This window comes from Terriglobus sp. YAF25 (assembly GCF_052113305.1).
Lineage (GTDB): Bacteria > Acidobacteriota > Terriglobia > Terriglobales > Acidobacteriaceae > Terriglobus.
Genome location: NZ_JBFRCY010000824.1, coordinates 1 through 3,165, shown reverse-complemented (window position 1 = coordinate 3,165; position 3,165 = coordinate 1). Strand labels below are relative to the sequence as shown.

Here is a 3,165-nt window from a genome sequence, read left to right as displayed (position 1 = left end):
GGCCTGATTGACGATGCCGGCGGGCTCTGCGAAGGTGCGAAGCTCGACGACCATGCGGCCCACGTTATCAGGATGCTGCAGGTAGGGAAGATAGAAGAGCGGAGGCGTGGGGGAGCGAAGATTGGCGTAGCGAGTGTCGGYGGCGATGCCGACGATCTGGATGGGGCCGTCAGCGTCTTCGTTCTCGAAGGTCTGGCCGAGAGGGTCCTGGTTGGGGAAGTATTTCCGTGCAAGAGTCTGATTGACGACCGCGACCTTGGGCGAGGTATAGGTGTCGTGCGTGTTGAAGCTACGGCCGCGCATGATGGAGATACCAAGCGTGGAGAGAAAATCGGTGCCGACGATATTCATCTGAACGCGGCGCTCACCCTCGATGATGGGGCGGCCGGAGACGTGGAAGGTGGAACCTGAGTAACCGTCACCGACGATCGCGATTGTGCTCAACGAGACCGAGCGAACACCAGGGATTGCGGCAAGTTTTTCTTCAAGCTGGCGATAGAGCGCAGTGCTTTGCGGGCCCGTATAACGGGTTTTCGGAGGGGCAAGGCGGAAGAGAAGGATGTTGTCTGGCCGGAAGCCAAGCGGAGTGTGGTTGAGATTGACGAGAGTCCGCACGAAAAGCCCGGCTCCGATGAGCAGGATTGCCGAAAGTGCGATCTGGAAGATGACAAGACCTTTGCCGAGACCTATCTTCTGGCGGCTGTAAGTGGCGTGGGCTGTGTCCTTGAGACCAGAGTTGACGTTCGTGCGTGTAGCCTGCCACGCGGGAGCGAGACCAAAAAGAATTCCAGTTGCGAGGGAGATACCAACAGTGAAGGCAATGACTCGTCCATCGAAGTCAAGCTGGATTGTCTCCGGGCTCCACGATTTTGCGAGGAGGTGTGGGATGAGGTTTCGACCGAGATAGCCGACGAGCAGACCGGCGGTACCTCCGAGTGAGGAGAGCAGCAGGCTTTCAGTGAGCATCTGGCGCACAATGTGTGCGCGGCCCGCTCCAAGGGCGAGGCGTGTACTTACCTCGCGTTCGCGGGTAGCCACCCGGGCGAGCAGCAGGTTGGCAAGGTTGACGCAGGCCAGCAGAAGCACGAGGCCGGAGAGTGAGAGCAGCATGTAGGAGGGCCTGGCGAACGCGTCCTTCAGGTAGTCGAGGCCGCGGTCTCCGGACTGAAACTGGAGATGGAATTGAGTGGGAGCTTTTCCGTCCGGCATACCTGCGGCTGCAGCCTGGCGCAGAATAGCGTCGAGCCTGGCTTGCGCGCGGACCTCAGGGACGTCGGGACGCAGGCGCTGGAAGGCATCACTCTGCTTGCGCAGTTCTTCAAACACAGGGTAGGAGAACGATGAGCTGATGTGGTCGCCACTGGCGTTGGAGGAAGCATCACCCCAGACGAGTGGTACCTTCTGATCGTGGCCGGCGACCCAGGTGAGCATGCGGAGCTGTTTCGGATCTTTGACGGGCAGAGTATCGAGGAGAACTTTTTTTGCGACAGCGAAAATGGCTGTGTTGGCGCCGATGCCCAGAGCGAGGGAGGTGATGGCGACGAGGGCAAGCGTCGGGTTACGGCGGAGCTGACGCACGCTGAMGCGGAGATCGCGTCCAAGATTGGAGAGGGACATGATCGAGCGCATCTCCCTCTGACCTTGCTGCAAGAGGGTCGTATTGCCGAATTGACGGCGCGCCGCCGAAGCAGCTTCTTCTGGACGCATACCTTGGCGAATGAATCGCTCCGTAAGGAGCTGCAGATGCAACCGCATCTCGTCGTCGAATTCGTGATCGGCTTTTCGACGGCCGAACATTCCGCTGAGCTTTGCCGCGAAAACGCGAAATCGGGAGGCCATCATTAACTTGCCCCTTCCTGGTCTAATACACGGCCGATGACCCCAGAGATGCGCTCCCAGTTCTCGGTCTCAATTGCCAATTGCTTCAACCCTCGCTTGGTGATGGAGTAGAACTTGGCCTTGCGGTTGTTCTCCGAAGTTCCCCACTCCGATGCGATCCATCCTTGTTGCTGAAGCCGCAGCAGGGAGGTATACACGGTGCCTTCGTTCAGTGTCAGCACCCCCTCGCTCAGCTGCTCGATGCGACGGGCAATCCCAAATCCGTGTAAGGAGCCGAGCGCATAGAGGGTTTTCAGGATCATGAGGTCCAGCGTGCCTTGCAAAACTTCAGACTTTTCGCCGCGCACAGTCACTCCTTTGGACAGCGCATAGAAGCTAACATCACTCCTTTGGAATGTCCACAGGAAAGATGGAATAGCAAAAGCAGTGCGGAAATTGCGTTCGGCTGGAGCGGTCAAGATTTTTCTTTGTCATGATGGCTCTACCTGCCTCTGGCTTTTGCACGATAAGCAGTTTTGCTAAGGGCAGAGTGGCTGGCGTAGAAAGATGGGAGCCCCAATTCTGTTTTGCGGCGAGAAGACTTTCAAATCAAAGGAACCTACGATGAAGCGAACGGCATTGGTAACCGGGGCATCGCGCGGTCTTGGGCGTGCTATCGCACTCGAACTCGGCGCATCCGGCATGAATGTAGTCGTCAACTACTTCAACGGCAAAGACGGAGCCGAAGATATCTGTGATCAGATCCACAAGCTCGGTGCACAGGCCCTGGCCGTAAAGGGTGATGTTCGAAATCCCACCGAGATAGACGCGCTGGTCTCGCAGGCTGAGAAGGCGTTCGGGGGCATCGATATCCTGGTCGTCAATGCGACGGGACCTCAGCCGCTGCTTTCGATTGAAGAGCAGACATGGGAAAGCTATCTTGATCAGCTGGAGTTTTTTGTGAAGTCTCCGCTTCTTCTGCTCAAGCGTGTTCTCCCCCGTATGAAAGAGAAGCAATTTGGCCGCATCATTCAGATTGGAAGCGAAGTCTTCGAATTGGGGAACCCTCGGTTCGCCAATTATGTGGCGGCGAAAGGCGCCCAGCTTGGGCAGACCCGTTCCTGGGCCCGCGAACTGGCGCCGACTGGCATTACCGTAAATCTGGTTGCCCCCGGCTGGATACCCACGGAGCGCCACGTCGGCACTCCGCAGGCAGAGATAGACCAGTATCTGCAAACCCTGCCGACAAAGAAGATGGGAGTTCCTCAAGATGTCGCGAAGGCCGTGGCCTTTCTCGCAAGCGACGGGGCTGGATTTGTCACTGGACAGAAAATCTCAGTGAATGGT

Annotated in this window: 3 protein-coding genes; 1 reads left to right on the top strand and 2 read right to left on the bottom strand. The window is 57.6% G+C overall.

Annotated elements, in window-relative coordinates:
* The coding region (locus tag AB4043_RS24190; RefSeq protein ID WP_442308345.1) for an FtsX-like permease family protein at window positions 1-1,842 on the bottom strand (1,842 nt) is incomplete at its 3' end.
* Window positions 1,842-2,297 carry a PadR family transcriptional regulator gene (locus tag AB4043_RS24185; protein WP_442299158.1) on the bottom strand — a complete coding sequence of 152 codons (456 nt, stop codon included), beginning with the start codon at window positions 2,295-2,297 and terminating at the stop codon, window positions 1,842-1,844. The genes AB4043_RS24190 and AB4043_RS24185, both read right to left, overlap by 1 nt.
* A gap of 145 nt (window positions 2,298-2,442) precedes the next feature.
* Between AB4043_RS24185 and AB4043_RS24180 the strand changes: the two genes are divergently transcribed.
* Window positions 2,443-3,165 (top strand): SDR family oxidoreductase (locus AB4043_RS24180; RefSeq protein WP_442308344.1); only part of this gene is annotated, 723 nt, incomplete at its 3' end.